This is a genomic window from Amycolatopsis benzoatilytica AK 16/65, from assembly GCF_000383915.1.
Classification (GTDB): domain Bacteria; phylum Actinomycetota; class Actinomycetes; order Mycobacteriales; family Pseudonocardiaceae; genus Amycolatopsis; species Amycolatopsis benzoatilytica.
In genome coordinates, this window is record NZ_KB912942.1 from 7,326,697 (window position 1) to 7,342,772 (window position 16,076).

The following is a 16,076-nucleotide window of genomic DNA, read 5'->3' on the forward strand; positions in this document are numbered from 1 at the left end:
GGCGAACCGGGTCAGTCCGCGGTGAACGGGTCGTACTGGATCTGGTCCAGCGCGCTGCCCGCGACGAGCATCCGGGACACCGTCGCCCGGATCATCGCCGGCGAACCGGACACCAGGATGTCGTGGTCCGGCCACGCCCCGTACCGGGTGACCGCCTCGGCGAGCGTGCCGTGCTCGCACCCGGGCAGGTGCTCGCCGCGTTCGACGACCGGCGTGACGGCGAGCCACGGGTTGGTGGCGGCGAGACCGCGCAGTTCTTCCAGGTCGTAGAGGTCTTCGCGGCTCGGGCCGCCGTAGAACACCCGGGTCTTCGGGTTCTCGCCCCACAGCGCGAGGTGGTCGAGGATCGACCGCAGCGGCGCGATCCCGGTGCCGCCGGCGATCATCAGCACGCCGCGCGAACGCTCCCGGTCCACCGCCATCCGGCCGAGCGGCGGGCCGAGCCGCCACACGTCGCCGGCCTGGGTGTGGCTCACGATCGCGCGCGACACCCAGCCGCCGTCGACCGCGCGGACGTGGAACTCCATGCCGCCGTCCTCGCGCGGCGCGTTCGCCGGCGAGAGATACCGCCACAGCCGGGGCCGCTGCGGCACCTCGACGCTCATGTACTGCCCGGGCGCGTACGGCACCGGCCGGTCCGGGATCACCCGCACCAGCGCGAGGTCCCAGGTGAGCCGCCGGTGCTCGACCACGGTGGCCGACCAGGACGCCGGGTTCTCGTCCGCCGCGGCCGCTTCCTGCATCGCGCGCGCGACGATGGTGAACGCCTCCGCCCAGGCGCGCTCGACCTCCGGGGTCCAGTCCGGGCCGAGGTGGTTCTTCAGCGCTGCCAGCAGGGCGGTGCCGACCGCCTCGTAGTGCTTGGGCGCGACGCCGAACTTGCGGTGGTCGCGGCCGAGCTGGCGCAGGAACGGCACCAGGTCGTCCGGCCGGTCCACCATCTGCACCACACGGGCCAGCGCGCGCAGCACCCGTCCGCCCTGGACTTCCATGTTGATCGGGAAGAAATCGCGGGTGGCGGGCGCGAGGGTGAACAGCATCCCGTAGAAGAACTGCGAGATCTCCGGCGCGTAGGGCTCCGATTTGGCCCAGCTGTCGCGGATGAGACGCACCATGGCGACGACCGCGGCGGGGGCCTGCCTCGGGGTGGCGGACGTGCGCGGGAGCGGGCTGATCGAATCGGCTGTCATCGGGCTGTCGTTCGCTGGTCGGGACCGGAGGCCGGGGGGTCGGGGGGAGAACGTCACGAGCCGGCGGATGCCGGGCTCTGCGGTCCACGCCGGTTCGCGGGGGAATTCGCCACTCGTGCTCCTTGTTGTCCACGACGTGCTGCCGCGTCGGCATTCGCGGGTGTCTGGTCCGCAGAGTAGCCGCACTGAGGCGAATTGCCCGCAACGTTGCTCCGGTCGGGTTACCGGCCGGTCGGACGTGGGGCAGCTCACCAGATAGATAGTTGTGCTACGCAACCTTCGCTCGGTAAACTTGTACTGTACAAGCAAGTGGGCGCCTGCCCTGGAGGAACGATGAGCGTTGGCGACGATGTGCGACTCGAGCTGCTGCGCGAGCTGAAGACGTCCGCCCAGCTCCAGCACCTGTGGATCATGCAGGCGTGGCAGAACGAGCCCGGGCTGCACCCGGCGTCGGCGATGCTGCTGTCCGACCTCGCCAAACACGGCGAGGCCCGGCCGTCCGAGGTCGCCAAGCGGCGCCTCGTCGATCTGTCGGTGATCAGCAGGCAGGTCGCTCAGCTGCAGGCGGCCGGCCTGATCCAGCGCCGGCCCGCCCCCGAGGACGGGCGCGCGTCGCTGATCAGCGTGTCCGAGGCCGGGCTCGCCCGGCTCGAGCAGTGGCGCAAGCAGTACCTCGAATTCTTCGAGACCGCACTGGGCGGCTGGGACGAAGAGCGGATCGGTCAGCTCACCGCCCAGCTCGCCGAATTGAACGAAGGTCTGCGCGCGACGCTCGGACCGTCCGGGTGCTGCGCTGGCGACGCCCCGCACGTGGGAAAGTGAAGTAGCGACAAGTGGAATCCACCGCACCCGGCCAGCCGATGGCGCACCGGGAAATCCTCAAGGCATTTACCGGACTGCTGCTGGCGTTGCTGGTGGCACTGCTGTCGTCGACCATCGTGTCCAACGCGCTGCCGACGATCCTGGCCGATCTGAAGGGCTCGCAAAGCGAGTACACCTGGGTCGTCACCGCGACCCTGCTGACCTCGACGGCCACCACCTCGATCTGGGGCAAACTCTCCGATTTGTTCAGCAAGAAACTGCTGTACCAAATCGCCATCGTCGTTTTCACCGTCGGTTCGGCGCTGGGCGGCATCGCGCAGTCGATGCCGGAACTCATCGCGTTCCGCGCGCTGCAAGGCATCGGGCTCGGCGGGCTGCAGGCGCTGATCCAGGTCGTGATCGCGGCGATGATCCCGCCGCGCGACCGGGGCCGCTACTCCGGCTACACCGGCGCGGTGTTCGCCGTCGCGACCGTGTCCGGCCCGTTGATCGGCGGACTGATCGTGGACTCGCCGCTGGGCTGGCGCTGGTGTTTCTGGGTGTGCGTGCCGCTGGCGGTGATCGCGTTCGTCGTGCTCGGCCGGACGCTGAAGCTGCCAGTGCTCAAGCGCAAGGTACGGATCGACTGGCTGGGCGCGACCCTGCTGGTCGGCGGCGTCGCGCTGCTGCTGATCTGGGTTTCGCTGGCCGGCGGCAGCTTCGCCTGGGCGTCCTGGTCGACGGTCGGCTACGTCGGCGGCGCGATAGTCGCGCTGGCGCTTGCGGTATTCGTCGAATCGCGGGTGGCGGAGCCGGTGATTCCGCTTCGGCTGTTCCGCAATCGCACGTTCACGCTGTCCGTGCTCGCCTCGCTGGCGGTCGGCACCGCGATGTTCGGCGGTTCGGTGTTCCTCGGGCAGTACTACCAGATCTCGCGCGGTTTCTCGCCGACGCACGCGGGCCTGATGACGTTGCCGATGGTGCTCGGCCTCGCGATCGCGTCCACCGGTGCCGGGCAGGTCATCTCGCGCACCGGGCGCACCAAGCCGTTCATGGTGGCCGGCGGGATTTCCTTGCTGGCCGGACTGTTCCTGCTCGCGACGGTGGACCACACAACGAACCTGACGCTGATGGGCGGCTACCTCGCGCTGGTCGGCCTCGGGCTGGGTTTCCTGATGCAGAACCTGGTGCTGGTGGTTCAGAACACCGTCGCGATGAAGGACATGGGCTCGTCGTCCTCGGTGGTCACGTTCTTCCGGTCGCTCGGCGGCGCGGCGGGCGTGTCCGCGCTGGGCGCGGTGCTGGCCGCTCGGGTCGCCACGAATATCACGAACTCGTTGACACAGATGGGAATCCACTCCGGCGGCGCGGTGTCCGGGGGCGGCGGCACGTTCGCGATCTCCTCGCTCCCGGCGGCGTTGCAGCCGGTGGTGCGCGCGGCGTTCGGCGATGCGACCGGCACGGTGTTCTTCGTCGCGGCCTGCATCGCAGTGGTCACCTTCATCGCGGTGCTGTTCATCAAGGAGGTGCCGTTGCGCCGCACGCTCGACGCGGACAGCGCGCCGGCGAAGGCTGCTGCGAAGGAGATCGCGGAACTGGAAGCGGCTGTCGAGGCGGAGCCGGTCGAGATGGCCACGGTGCTGCGCGGACGAGTTCTCGACGCGGCTGGCCGTCCCGTGTCCGGTGTGGTGCTCACGCTGACCGACATGACCGGCCGTCAGGTCGACGTCGGCCGTACCGGACGGACTGGCGAATACGAACTGGTCGCGCGCACCGCGGGCGAGCACGTGCTTCTCGCGACGGCAGGTTCCACACGGCCCGCGGTGTCGACGGTGCGCCTTAACGGCAACGCTCGGTGGCACGACTTGCTGTTGGACGCACAAGGTTCCATCTCGGGTCGCGTCCGCGTCGCGGGTCGCCACGCAGCCGTCTCCGGTGCCGTACTGACCCTCACTGACCGCATGGGTTCTGTCACCGCAACGCACATCGCAGGCGGCGACGGCGCGTACCGGTTCACCGGGATCGAGCCGGGCGCGTACACGCTCACGGTGTCGGCGTACGGATTCACGCCGCACGCGGAGCCGATGACGGTCGGCGACGGCGCGGCTGCGCAGCATGACATCGAGCTGAGCGAAGCGGTCGAGCGTGAGTTCGCGCGGCACCAAGGAACACTCAGCGTGGATTAACGACCTTCGTGCGTGCCTGTCGCGGCCTGGACGGCGACAGGCACGCACGGCGCTTTCTACTAGGAGTATGTCCCGGCCTCGGGCGATCCGTCCGGCTGGACCTGCCTCGTTCCCCTGCCCCGGCGGTAGCGTTCGATCCGTGACGCGGAGCAGGGTCGCGCTGCTGGGGGCGCTGGGGATCGACCACTTCGGTTCCGGTCTTTTCCTCCCCCTCGCGCTGCTCTACGTGACGAGCGTGATCGGCATTCCGCTCGCCGCGGCGGGCACCGCGGTGACCGTCGGCACGATGGCCGGACTGCTCGTGCCGCCGTTCGCCGGCCGGCTGGTCGACCGGCTCGGCCCGCGCGCCGGAGTGCTCGCCGCGCAACTGCTGCAAGCCGCGGGTACCTCCGCATACTTGCTCGCCCACGGCATCGGCGGCATCGTCGTGGCCGCGGTGCTGCTCGGTGCCGGCCAGCAATTGTTCTACAGCTGCCTGTTCGCGCTCATCTCGGAAGTCGCCGGCGACGTGCCGAAGGACCGGCCGTTCGCCGAGGTGGGCATGGCGCGCGCGGGCGGGTTCGGGCTCGGCGGGCTGGTGTCGTCGGCGTTGCTGACCTGGTTCGGCTCCGGCGGTTACCGGATCGCGCTGGTCGTCGACATCGCGACCTTCCTGGTTTCGGCGACCATCGTCGTCGCGTTGGTCCGCCCGGCGAAACGGCCCGCGCGCCCGGCCCGGGCCAGCACTGGCAGCGGAGTGCTGCGCAATCGCCCGTACCTCGCGTTGATTCTGTTCAGCGGCATGTTCGGGCTGTCGCTCGACTTCTTCCTCATCGGCACCCCGGTCTTCGTGCTGGACCGGTTGCGCGCGCCGCTCTGGCTGCCCGGCGCGATCCTGTTCCTGCTGACCGTGCTGACCAGCGTCGGCGGCACGCTCGCGCTCCGGCTCACCCGGCGGTTCACCCGGATCGGTGCGATGCGCGTCGGGTCGGCCCTGTTCGCCGCATGGTGCGTGGCCAACCTCGGTGTGCTGCTGGTGCCGCGCAGCTGGCAGGTGCCGTACCTGCTGACCTCGACCCTCGTGTTCGCCGCCGGCGACCTGGTGTTCGGCCCCCGTTCCGGCGCGCTGGCCGAGGCCGCCGCACCGGCCGAGGCGAAGGGCCGTTACCTGGCCGCGTTCCAGTACGCGTTCACGGTGGCGCAGGTGCTCGCACCGGCCGTGGTGTCGCTGTTCTCGGTGTCAGCGTGGCTACCCTGGGTTCTGGTGGGTGGTTGCGCTTGCCTCGCCGTGCTCGGGCTCGGCAGGCTGGGACCGAGGCTTCCCGCGGCGGCGGTGACACCAATTCAGAGTTGAGCGGAACAGACTCAACTTTGCTGACGTTATACCTGTCGACGGGCCTTGGTCCGGCCTGTCGCCAAGACTTTCCACTACACGCATGAGGTGAGGGATGGACGCTTTCAACCCGACCACGAAGACCCAGCAGGCGATCTCGTCCGCGGCGCAGGCGGCCACCGTGGCCGGCAACCCGCACGTTTCGGCCGCCCACTTGCTGGGCGCCCTGCTGGCGCAGGGCGACGGGACCACCGCGCCGCTGCTGACCGCGGTCGGGGCGGACCCGGAAACCGTGCACAAGGAGCTGGAGCCGATCATTCAGGCGCTGCCGTCGGCGACCGGCGCGACCGTGTCGACGCCGCAGTTCGACACGCCCGCGGTCAAGTCGCTCACGCAGGCGCAGAAGCTGGCCACCGAACTCGGCGACGAGTACGTGTCGACCGAGCACCTGCTCGTCGGCCTCGCCACCGAGGGCGCGCAGGTCGCGGACCTGCTCAAGAGGCACGGGGCCACGCCGGACACGCTGCGCGAGGCGTTCGCCAAGGTGCGTGGTTCGGCGCGGATCACCAGCGCCGACCCGGAGAGCACCTTCAAGGCGCTGGAGAAATACGGCGTCGACCTCACCGGGCGCGCCCGGGCCGGCGAACTCGACCCGGTCATCGGCCGGGACGCCGAGATCCGCCGCGTCGTGCAGGTGCTTTCGCGGCGCACCAAGAACAACCCGGTGCTGATCGGCGAACCGGGCGTCGGCAAGACGGCGATCGTTGAGGGGCTGGCCCAGCGGATCGTCGCAGGCGACGTGCCGGAATCGTTGCGCGGCAAGCGCGTCGTGGCGCTCGACCTCGGCTCCATGGTGGCCGGCGCGAAGTTCCGCGGCGAGTTCGAAGAGCGGTTGAAGGCCGTGCTCAAGGAGATCACCGACTCCGCCGGCGAGGTCATCACGTTCATCGACGAGCTGCACACCATCGTCGGCGCCGGTGCGACCGGCGAGGGCGCGATGGACGCGGGCAACATGATCAAGCCGATGCTCGCCCGCGGCGAGCTGCGCATGGTCGGCGCGACCACGCTCGACGAGTACCGCCAGCACATCGAGAAGGACCCGGCGCTGGAGCGCCGTTTCCAGCAGGTGCTGGTCGGCGAGCCGTCGCCGGAGGACACCATCGCGATCCTGCGCGGTCTGAAGGAACGCTACGAGGTGCACCACGGCGTCCGCATCACCGATGCCGCGCTGGTGGCCGCCGCGACGCTCTCGGACCGCTACATCACCGCGCGGTTCCTGCCCGACAAGGCGATCGACCTGGTGGACGAGGCCGCGTCGAAGATCCGGATGGAGATCGACTCCCGTCCGGTGGAGATCGACGAGGTCGAGCGGGCCGTGCGGCGTATGGAGATCGAGGAGATGGCACTGTCCAAGGAGGACGATGCTGCCTCTCTTGAGCGGCTCACCGCGCTGCGTGCCGAACTGGCCGAGAAGCGCGAGGAACTCACCGCGTTGACCGCGCGGTGGCAGAACGAGAAGGGGTCGATCGAGACCGTCCGCGAGCTGAAGGAACAGCTGGAGCAGCTGCGCGGCGAATCGGAGCGCGCGGAACGTGACGGCGACCTCGGCAAGGCCGCGGAGCTGCGCTACGGCCGGATCCCGGCGCTGGAGAAGCAGTTCGAGGCCGCGATGGCCGCGAACGAGGCCAGCAAGCAGAACGTGATGCTGAAGGAAGAGGTCGGCGCGGACGACATCGCCGATGTGGTCAGCGCGTGGACTGGCATTCCGGCTGGACGGCTGCTGGAAGGCGAGACGGGCAAGCTGCTCCGGATGGAGGGGGAGCTGAGCCGCCGCGTCGTCGGGCAGGGCCAGGCAGTGCAGGTCGTCGCGGATGCCGTGCGGCGGGCGCGGGCCGGCGTGGCCGACCCGGACCGGCCGACCGGATCGTTCCTGTTCCTCGGCCCGACCGGCGTCGGCAAGACCGAGCTGGCGAAGGCGCTGGCGGAGTTCCTGTTCGACGACGAGCGCGCGATGCAGCGCATCGACATGAGCGAGTACTCCGAGAAGCACTCGGTGGCTCGCCTGGTCGGCGCCCCTCCGGGCTACGTCGGCTACGACCAGGGCGGCCAGCTGACCGAGGCCGTGCGGCGCCGCCCGTACACGGTGGTGCTGCTGGACGAGGTCGAAAAGGCGCATCCGGACGTGTTCGACGTGCTGCTGCAGGTGCTCGACGACGGCCGGCTGACCGACGGCCAGGGCCGGACGGTGGACTTCCGCAACACGATCCTGATCCTGACCTCGAACCTCGGTTCGCAGGCGATCGCCGACCCGTCGCTGGACGAACGTCAGCGCCGGGACGCCGTGATGGAGGTCGTGCAGCGGCAGTTCAAGCCGGAGTTCCTGAACCGGCTGGACGACATCGTGGTGTTCCACGCGCTCGGCACCGAGCAGCTGACGTCCATTGTGGACATCCAGGTGGCGAAGCTGGCCAAGCGGCTGGCCCAGCGCCGGTTGCACCTGGACGTCACTGACGGCGCCCGGGAATGGCTGGCGCTGAACGGCTTCGACCCGATCTATGGCGCTCGCCCGCTGCGCAGGCTGGTGCAGTCGGCGATCGGGGACCAGCTGGCGAAGGAGCTGCTGTCCGGTGATGTCCGAGACGGAGACACTGTCCGGGTGGACATCCCGGCACTGGAGGCTGGCGACAGCCTCACCGTGACTCGCGTCTGACCGTGGCCCGGTCCGTGAAGGGCCCCTTGCGGGACTTGGATTCCCGCAAGGGGCCCTTCACGGCGTTTGGCCGGGTTCAGACGGGTCGTCGCGTGAACTGCTCGTTCATGATCAAGAACGCCCCGAGCCCGTGGAAGTCGTTCGTCAGCCGCTTCCGGCCGAAGTAGAACGCCAGATCCCCGACGTTCGTCCCCTCGCAAATGTCGGTCAGGTTGGTCAGCCCGTCCGCGCCGACCGACACCTTCTGCAGCACCCCGGCATACCCCCGCCGCGCGACCGGCGCGTACGAAGAGGGCAGGTACCCGCGCTCGATCCCCCGGGCGAGCGTGAACGCGTACATCGAAGAGGCCGACGTCTCGAGCCAGTTCCCGGCGTCCGCGCCGTGGTCCACGACCTGGTACCAGCGGCCGGTCTTCGGGTCCTGATACCGCCGGTATCCCTCGGCCAGGAACTGCACGATCCCGATCAGGTCGCCGCGGCGCGGGTGGTCGGCGGGCAGCACTTCGAGGATGTCGATCGCCGCCATGCCGAACCAGCCCACCGCACGGGCCCAGTGGAAGCTGGAGTGCTTGCCCGGTCCGGTCGCCCACGGCTGGCTGCCGGTCGCGTCGTAGGCGTGGTAGATCAGGCCCTTCGCCGGCTCTTTCAGGTGTCCGAAGTAGACGTCGAGGTTCTTCGCCGATTCCTCGAAGCAGTACGTCGGGTCGTTGAAGACTTTGCCGTACAGCGCGAGGAAGGGCTGCGCCATGTACACCCCGTCGCCCCAGAGCTGCTCCTTGCGGCTGACTGCGTGCCACATGCCACCGTCGCTGGTGCGCGGGTAGCTATCGAACCGGCGGCGCAGCTGGTCGGCTGCTTTGCGGTACTTAGCGTTGCCGGTTTCGTTGTACAGCAGAGGAAGCATCTGACCAGCGCGCATCGAGTCCAGGCTGGAGAAGCTGTTGGAGATGCCGTCGTCGGTGATGAACCGGTCGTACCAGGCGACGACGTAGTCCAGGTACTTGTGTTCCTTGGTCCGCCGGTAGAAGAGGTACTGGCCGTAGAGGTACAAGCCGATCGGGTAGCTCCAGCCGCCGAGAGCGGCCGGAGTGAACCGCTTCATCGTCGAGTCGACGACGGCTCGGGACCAATCGGGCGGGTCCGCCGAGGCGGTGCCGGGGAGGGCGAGCGCCCCGAGTGCGCCCAGCGCCGCCGCGCTACCGGCCAGTACCGATCTCCTCGACACGCCTGAGGGCTGCTCGGACATGCGGAATCCTTCCTGCTGTCGGCGGCGGCGGACGGGTTCGCCACGACGTCTACCGGTCCGCGGCCAGGCCAGGCAAGAGCGGTAGCCGGGCTTTCGCCGGAATAGCCGTAGCGGCGCTTCGGTCACCGGGAACCGGGTGATTAGCCGATTTGTCGACCGGTTCGACCGGTCTTTCGACGGTTTCCGGCAAACCGGGGCGCGCCGACACGGTGCGGTCGGCAGGGGTGCGGGCCCGGTCAGCGATACCCTGAGCGACGTGGGTATCTCGGCGTGGATCTGGTTCGTCATCGCCGCCGTCGCGCTGGTGGCGGGACTCGGGCTGCTCTTCGCGGACCGGGCCAAGGAAGGCTCGCGCAACCGTGAGCGGCAGCGCTGGGCCCAGTTGCGCGGATGGCAGTTCGTAGAGGAGGACGAACGTCTCCCCCGGCAGTGGTCGGGCGGGGCGATCGGCTACTTCGGCGCGGACGCGGCGGTGAACGTCGTCGCGGGCTCCACCTTCACCTCCGACGGCCGCCGTCCGGTGTTCATCTTCGACATCGAGTCGCAAGGCCAGATCCCGGCGGTGGTGGTGGCCGTTCGCTGTAACAAGACGCACCGGGTGCCGGTCGAGATGTGGCTGTCCAGCGTGCCCTTCCAGCGCGAGAACATGCCGGAGATGCTCGGCCCGATCGGCCAGCGCTACGCCTTCGCCGACGACGCCGAGGGGGCCCGCCAGGTCATCACCCAGGATCTGGTCGACGCGGCCGACCAGCTCGGCGGCGACGTCGGCGTGGCCTGGCTGGAGAACGAGTGGGTGCTGGCGAGCGTCGTGCCGGGGGCCGGCCCGTCCCGGCTGGAGCGGCTGCTGCGCGACCTCGGCGAGATCGCCGACATCGTCGACCCGTTCGACGAGGACTACGACTCGAACCGCTCCTGGACCCCGTCGGTCGGCACTCCGGCGGCACCGCCTCCCACGGACACCCGTGCCACGCGTCCGGTCGAGGCGGCCGCGCCGTCCCCGGCGGACACCCGTGCCACGCGTCCGGTCGAGACGACCGCGCCGTCCCCGGCCGACACCCATCCCACGCGTCCGGTCGAGACAACCGCGCCGTCGCCGGCCGACACCCGTGCGACGGAGCGGCAGCCTTCGCCGCCGGCACCGCGGACTCCGCCCTCCGCCCCGGGCAGCCCGGTCACGCCTGGCCGCCCCGCCGACCAGGCTGGCGACGACGCCTGACCCGCCCGTCTGAACTCCCGAAACCCGCCCGGCCGCACCTCAGCGGCCGGGCGGTTTCGCGTCGCGCGGCCGTGCGCCGCCCCGGTGACGTCCGTGAAGGGAACATTCAGGGACTCAGAGTCCCTCAATGTTCCCTTCACGACTCCCGACGGACAGCGGACAGCGGCTTAACCCGACACGCGCCGCCTCGCTCACTCCCCGGTCGGATTGGCCGGCTTGGCCAGCGGCCCCGGCGACCACAACCCCGAATGCGTGACCACCCGCTGATGCATCGCCGCCGACGCCGGCAGCGCGTCCGGCACGTCGGGTGTGACCGCGTACAACGTTCCCCAGTCCCGGTCGACGTCGCCTTCCAGATAGGTCGGCAGCGCCTCCATCTTGGTCGCCACGTCCATCCACACGAACGGCCCGCCGCCCGCCGGGGCGGACCAGAAGCGGCCGACCTGGCGCAGGTCGTCGCCCGCGCTGATCCGGTACTTCGGCACCTCGGCGATGCCGTTGTGGATCGACGACGGCCGCAGGCACGGGTGCTGTGCCGCGGCGGACCACTCCAGGAACGCCGGGTCCGTGCCGACCACCTCGGTCATCCGCGCGATCTTCGGCGCCCGCGGCGCGCTGAACGCGACCCAGCCGTCGCTGCCGAGCCCGCGGCCCTTCGCCACGATCCGCACCCGGTCCGCGCCCTCGGGCACGGAGACCCGCGCGTCGCGCCAGTCGGTGGTGCTCTTCTTCTGCTGCTGGCCCAGCGGCGCACGGTCGAGCACCTGGAAGCCGGCGGGGGTGTCCTTGCCGAACTCCGCGGTCAGCGAGTTCGGATCGTCGGCCTTGCCCGCGATCGCGACCACCACCGGCACCGAGCCGTCGCGCGCGCGGTCCGGGATCGAGTACCACTGGGTGCGCAGGTCGCCCGCGCCGTCGCCGGACGAGTGGTAGCTGCCCCAGATCGGGGCCTGGTTCTTGCCGAACTCGTACGGCGGCTTCCACTTGCCGTCGAGGTCGGAGGGGAGGCCGCCGTTGGTCACGAACCCGTGTTGCGTGCTGGCGAGCCAGTCGCTCGGGCTGACCCGGCGGCCGGAGTCGGCGGGCGGCTGCCAGCCCGGGGCGGCGTTCAGCGGCTGCTGCGCGGCTTCCAGCATGCCGGCCTTCGGGTCGCGCTCGACCTTGATGTAGTCGGAAAGCCCGCAGCTCTTCCCGGCCAGCTGGCGCACGTTGTCCGCGCCCATGTTGTAGGTGTCCCAGCGCTTCTGGATACCCTTCGCGATGCTGCCGATCTCGAACAGCACCAGGATCGCGCACACCGTCGACAGCGGAGCCAGCCCGAGCCGCAGCGCCCGGCCGCGGTTTTCCAGGTCGGACTTCGACACCGGAGCGGGCGGCACGAACGGCTCGTGCTCGTTGTGCCGCATGTGCTCGATCCCGGCGATCACCAACGCGATCGCCGCTCCGACCAGCGCGACCGTGCTCAGGTGGATGCCGAAGATCTGCGGCGGCAGGTCGAACCACGGCACGCCCCAGGACGACACGTACCACCAGGCGTTCGGCCCGGTCGCGGCCAGCGCGACGATCACCATCAGCCCGGCGAAGAACGCCGCGCGGTTGCGTCGCGACAGCAGCACGGTCGTACTGGTCGAAAGCGCGGTGAGCGCGGCTAGCGGGCCGCCGATCGCGACCAGCATTCCGAAGTGGTGGGTGTGCTTGGTCGGTGCGAGCGCGAGGACCACAAAGGACAGTGCGCTGATGCCCAGCAGCCGCCGGCTCGGGCCGAGCGCGGCGCCGCGGATGTTGCCGCGGCGCAGCAGCACGACCACGCAGGTCGCCAGGCACAAGAAGACCAGCAGCACCGGGAAACGGCGGGTCATCGAGCCGTCCGGGCCGTCGCTGAACAGCATCGAGTACCGGTCCAGCTCGTCGTACCAGGCTCCGGTCGGGCCGAGCGAGGACCGCAGCCGCACCGATTCCAGAGCGCCGCGCAGCGTCTGGTCGCAGAAGATCAGCGCGAGGATCACCAGTCCGGCGGCGGCGATCGGGGCGATCACCGGGACCCAGCCGAACCGGCGGGCGTGCCGCAGCACGATTTTCGCCAGCGGCTTCAACCCGACCACGAACGGCAGCACCGCCATCAGCCCGTGCGGGTTCACCGCGACGCACAGCGCGGCGACGGTCAGGCCGATCGCCGCCGGGCCGAGCCGCCGGGTCGCGACCGCGCGTTCCACGCAGCAGATCGTGATCAGCGAAAGCAGCGCGACCAGGTTCTCCGGGCGCAGGCCGTTGTCGTAAGGCAGCCAGAACGCGAGGAAGACCGCGCCCGCCGCCCAGCCGGCCGCGCTGCTGATCCGTACCTGCCTGCCGAGCCGTGGCAGCACGCCCCGGCTGATCAGCATCCAGCAGGCGACGCCCATCAGCAGCGACGGCAGCCGCATCCACGGGGTCAGCGTGCTGATTTTGGTCATCCACGCGTAAATGTCGACGAACCAGGCCATCGGCGCGTCCGGCGCGGCGAACCAGCGGTAGTACTCGCCGATGTACCCGGCGTCGCCGCGGACTCGTGCCATGGTCGTGAAGTAGCCGTCGTCCGCGGTCATCGCGCCGATCAGCCACCAGACGACCAGCGTGCCGAGCACGGCGACGTCCAGGAACTTCAGTCGCCACCAGCCGCGCACGGCCAGCCGGGGCGCGCGCCGGCCGGTCATCCGGTCCATCCGGTACAGCGCGAGCACCGCGGCGAGGAAACAGAGGACGGACAGCACGATCGCGACCAGCTTGATGCCGGTCGCGCTGCTGGCCCACCGGTTGTCGACCTGCGCGGAAACCGACAGGCCGCTCGTTGCGTCCTGGTTGGTCAGGTCGGAGTAGATGCCGGTGACCTGCGGCCGGTGGTCGTCGGTGACGTCGACCATCCGGGTCCCGCCGACGGACGCGGTAGTGCGCTGGGCGTCGGTGTGCACGGTGATCAGGCAGTCGCCGGCGGGCAGTGGCGCCGCGCCGAGCTGCTGGCCCTGCGAGGACAGGGTGAGCTGCCCGTTGCCGACCTGCAGCGCCATCCCGGTGACCGTGCCGAGGCTGGAGTTCGGCGGGTTCGTGTTGAACAGGTTGGCGGTGCTGCCGGTGCGGTCGACCAGCGAACGAGCGGTCGCGCACGGCACCTTCGCGTCCAGCGAGATCGGCGCCTGCGCGGTCAGCGGTGCGGAGACCGCCTTGGTGCCCTGCGCGGTCGGCCAATCGAGCGTGGTTTGCTCCAGCGTGACGGGCAGCAGCGGGACCGCGATCGCGAGGATCGCGCCCGCGATGCCGAACACCGCGGCGAGCAGCCGCACCCGGCGCGCGGCAAGTTTCGTGCCGACAGCTTTCGGGGGTGCCGTGTCGGCTGCGACGGATTCGAGGTCGACCACGCCAGGCAGGCTATCCAAGAGCGGTCGCGCTTCCCGCTGGGGACTCACTCGCGGACGGCACCACCTGGTCGAAGCGCTATTCGCGCTCCGAATAACCACGGTGGGTAAGGGAATTGGCTCCGCCATTGCGGCGAACGGGTGACAAAGATCGTCTCGTCGCCCAGGTCGGCGGGCAGTTCGGCCGGGCCGTTCGCGGACCGGAAACAGGACGGAACTCGGTTATCGGAATCCTGCCGGTCGAGCTCGTGAACTCAGCTCGGCGAAAGCGTGAACGGCGGCGCGGAAACCGTCCAGCCGTAATCCGCGACCGGATTGCCCGCCACTGAAGTGCGCACGTGCTGACTGCGCCGGACGGCACCGCTGACCTCCGTCGCCGTGCTCGCCTGGACCGCGGCGATGTCCGCCGCCGAGAGTTCGCCGTGGAAGCGGTCGGCCGGTTCGGCGACCGACTGGCTGGTCGCGGCCGCCGTGTGCAGCGGGCCGAGGTCGCCGGACACGAGGTGCCGTTCGGTGGTTTCCAGGTGGGGCGCGTCGAGGGTGCCGGTGAACCGGCCGAGGGTGTGCTCGTCCGAGTTGGCCACGACCGAGCCCGCCGGGCCGAGGTCCACCGCGTCCGCGGACGTGCGGTCGAGCCGCGTGCCGGCCATCAGGTCGCCGGTGAACTGGCCGGCCAGGCCCGTCGCGGCAGCGGTATTGCTGCTGGACAGCGCGTCGACGCCGTTCGGCAGCCGGACGCCGTGGCGCATCGACTGGTCCAGGCTGGTGACCTCCCCGCCGGGGAACGGCTGGGTGCGGCGCAGGCCGAGGTCGTTGCCGGTCACGGCGCGGGCGGGCGTGCCGAGCCGCACGTCGTGCGTCTGGGACTGGCCGGCCGCGTCCGGGCCCAGTGTCTGGCCCAGTGCGGAGGAAGCGGAAACCGGCAGGTCGCGGGTGGCGACCGTCTCGTCGCGGGTGAACTGGAGGTCGGAGGTGGAGCCGTGCTGGTGCAGGTCGATCGGCAGTCCCGGGCGCGGGGTGTCCGCCAGCGCGGAGGCCGGGCCGGCGAGCAGCAGCGCGAGGGGTGCCGCACCGGCGGCCATCCGGGGCAGATATCCGGGCGTCCGCTTTGTGTGCTTGCCCATGTGCCGGACCCTACTGCGCCACCAGCGGAGACGCAGCTGACTTCCGGGTAGCTTCACCCACATGACCACCACTTCTGTGATCACCGGGGCCACCGCGGGCATCGGCGCCCAGTTCGCGCGCCGGCTCGCCGCCGAAAAGCACGACCTCGTCCTCGTCGCCCGCAACGAGGAACGGCTGGCCGAGCTGGCCGGGCAGCTGCGGGACCAGCACCGGGTCGAGGTGACCGTGCTGCCCGCCGACCTGTCCGAAGTGGACGGCCGGAACAAGGTGGCCGAGCTGCTCGGGCAGCGCCCGGTGGACTTGCTGATCAACAACGCCGGCTTCGGCCTGAGCGGCGACTTCTGGAAGATCCCGGCCGAGGACCTGCAACGCCAGCTGGACGTGAACGTGACCGCCGTGCTGCAGCTGACCCGCGCCGCGCTGCCCGGCATGGTCGAACGCGGCCGCGGCGACATCATCAACGTCTCCAGCGTCGCCGGCTTCTTCTCCGGTCGCGGTTCGACCTACACCGCCAGCAAGAACTGGGTCACCTCGTTCACCGAAGGCATCGCGATGTCGCTGCCGAAGGGCGTGCGGATGATGGCGCTGTGCCCCGGTTTCACGCACACCGAGTTCCACGAGCGCGCCGGCCTGCGCCCGGAAGGACCGAAGGCGTTCTGGCTCGACGTCGCGCAGGTCGTCGACGAGGCGCTGGCCGACCTGCGGCGCGGCAAGGTGATCTCGGTGCCGAGCCTGCAGTACAAGGCGCTGGTGGGCATCAGCGGACTGCTGCCGCGTCCGGTGCTGCGCAAACTGGCCGGCGGGTTCGGCAACCGCAACCGCACCTGATCCGGGGTAGGGCTGTCCCTACCCCGGTTATGGTCGTCCGCACCAGGGTTCCCGTCCGGTTTCCTTCTTAGGGTTT

At 70.2% G+C, this 16,076-nt stretch carries 9 protein-coding genes and 1 pseudogene; 6 read left to right on the forward strand and 4 right to left on the reverse strand.

Annotated features, from left to right (window positions below):
- Window positions 1-11 precede the first annotated feature (11 nt).
- Window positions 12-1,190 carry a globin domain-containing protein gene (locus AMYBE_RS0134105; RefSeq protein ID WP_020663879.1) on the reverse strand — a complete coding sequence of 393 codons (1,179 nt, stop codon included), beginning with the start codon at window positions 1,188-1,190 and terminating at the stop codon, window positions 12-14.
- Window positions 1,191-1,523: 333 nt separating this feature from the next.
- Here AMYBE_RS0134105 and AMYBE_RS0134110 point away from each other — a divergent pair, with 333 nt between their 5' ends.
- The 4 genes from AMYBE_RS0134110 (at window position 1,524) to clpB (ending at window position 8,199) form a co-directional block, all read left to right on the forward strand.
- Window positions 1,524-2,012: a MarR family winged helix-turn-helix transcriptional regulator gene (locus tag AMYBE_RS0134110; RefSeq protein ID WP_020663880.1), complete on the forward strand. Its 489-nt coding sequence runs from the start codon at window positions 1,524-1,526 to the stop codon at window positions 2,010-2,012.
- Window positions 2,013-2,050: 38 nt separating this feature from the next.
- The gene (locus AMYBE_RS42880; RefSeq protein ID WP_020663881.1) at window positions 2,051-4,177 is read left to right on the forward strand and encodes an MFS transporter; all 2,127 of its coding nucleotides are present in this window, start codon (window positions 2,051-2,053) and stop codon (window positions 4,175-4,177) included.
- 139 nt (window positions 4,178-4,316) lie between these two features.
- On the forward strand, window positions 4,317-5,510 hold the full coding sequence (locus AMYBE_RS0134120) for an MFS transporter (protein WP_020663882.1): 1,194 nt from the start codon (window positions 4,317-4,319) through the stop codon (window positions 5,508-5,510).
- A gap of 94 nt (window positions 5,511-5,604) precedes the next feature.
- The gene (gene clpB / locus AMYBE_RS0134125; protein WP_020663883.1) at window positions 5,605-8,199 is read left to right on the forward strand and encodes an ATP-dependent chaperone ClpB; all 2,595 of its coding nucleotides are present in this window, start codon (window positions 5,605-5,607) and stop codon (window positions 8,197-8,199) included.
- A 76-nt stretch (window positions 8,200-8,275) separates the two neighbouring features.
- Here the strand turns inward: clpB and AMYBE_RS0134130 are convergent, their stop codons facing one another.
- The gene (locus tag AMYBE_RS0134130) at window positions 8,276-9,445 is read right to left on the reverse strand and encodes a glycoside hydrolase family 88/105 protein (protein WP_020663884.1); all 1,170 of its coding nucleotides are present in this window, start codon (window positions 9,443-9,445) and stop codon (window positions 8,276-8,278) included.
- Window positions 9,446-9,701: 256 nt separating this feature from the next.
- Between AMYBE_RS0134130 and AMYBE_RS0134135 the strand changes: the two are divergent.
- Window positions 9,702-10,349: pseudogene (locus AMYBE_RS0134135) on the forward strand (hypothetical protein); the annotation flags it as partial.
- Window positions 10,350-10,852: 503 nt separating this feature from the next.
- Here AMYBE_RS0134135 and AMYBE_RS0134140 read toward each other — a convergent pair.
- A complete protein-coding gene (locus tag AMYBE_RS0134140) occupies window positions 10,853-14,050 on the reverse strand; it encodes an arabinosyltransferase domain-containing protein (RefSeq protein WP_020663886.1) in 3,198 nt (1,065 codons plus the stop codon).
- A 251-nt stretch (window positions 14,051-14,301) separates the two neighbouring features.
- Window positions 14,302-15,171, reverse strand: coding sequence for a hypothetical protein (locus AMYBE_RS0134145; RefSeq protein ID WP_211226889.1), 870 nt, complete (start codon window positions 15,169-15,171; stop codon window positions 14,302-14,304).
- Between the two features lie 61 nt (window positions 15,172-15,232).
- Here AMYBE_RS0134145 and AMYBE_RS0134150 point away from each other — a divergent pair, with 61 nt between their 5' ends.
- Window positions 15,233-16,000 (forward strand): SDR family NAD(P)-dependent oxidoreductase, encoded by a 768-nt coding sequence (locus tag AMYBE_RS0134150; protein ID WP_020663888.1) that lies wholly within the window; start codon window positions 15,233-15,235, stop codon window positions 15,998-16,000.
- Window positions 16,001-16,076: the final 76 nt, after the last annotated feature.

Excerpts from the sequence above, each read along its gene's own strand:
- AMYBE_RS0134105 (WP_020663879.1), bottom strand. The coding sequence starts at position 1,190 with ATGACAGCCGATTCGATCAGCCCGCTCCCGCGCACGTCCGCCACCCCG.
- AMYBE_RS0134110 (WP_020663880.1), top strand. The coding sequence starts at position 1,524 with ATGAGCGTTGGCGACGATGTGCGACTCGAGCTGCTGCGCGAGCTGAAG.
- AMYBE_RS42880 (WP_020663881.1), top strand. The coding sequence starts at position 2,051 with ATGGCGCACCGGGAAATCCTCAAGGCATTTACCGGACTGCTGCTGGCG.
- clpB (WP_020663883.1), top strand. The coding sequence starts at position 5,605 with ATGGACGCTTTCAACCCGACCACGAAGACCCAGCAGGCGATCTCGTCC.
- AMYBE_RS0134130 (WP_020663884.1), bottom strand. The coding sequence starts at position 9,445 with ATGTCCGAGCAGCCCTCAGGCGTGTCGAGGAGATCGGTACTGGCCGGT.
- AMYBE_RS0134145 (WP_211226889.1), bottom strand. The coding sequence starts at position 15,171 with ATGGGCAAGCACACAAAGCGGACGCCCGGATATCTGCCCCGGATGGCC.
- AMYBE_RS0134150 (WP_020663888.1), top strand. The coding sequence starts at position 15,233 with ATGACCACCACTTCTGTGATCACCGGGGCCACCGCGGGCATCGGCGCC.